1 protein-coding gene is annotated in these 273 nt (G+C 52.7%); it reads right to left on the bottom strand.

Going from position 1 to position 273, the window contains the following annotated elements; translation table 11 throughout:
- Positions 1-273 (bottom strand): replication endonuclease (locus tag SB775_RS29435; protein WP_410864769.1); only part of this gene is annotated, 273 nt, incomplete at both ends.

Genomic DNA, 273 nt, shown 5'->3' with positions numbered 1-273 from the left:
GTGTTATTGCCCAGCTCCTCGCGGTCTTCACGGATGGCAAACTTACGCAGTAATGCAGTGATGGCGCGGCGGTCTTTTTTACGCATGAAACACATGAGATGCCAGTGCACAGTACCGTCATGATGCGGCTCAGCTACCGCACCTGCAGCAACACGCCCGATCTCTGCGGTTGCACTCATGACGTAATGTGGCAGTTTCTCTTTTGCCACCTCATTAATCGGTACGCATGGCAGGCAGTGAATCTGAGCCAGAAAACCATCTACCAGCGTTGAA

The organism is Peribacillus sp. SIMBA_075 (assembly GCF_046534585.1).
The sequence above is the reverse complement of the archived record's forward strand: the minus strand, read 5'-3'. Positions and strand labels throughout refer to the sequence as shown.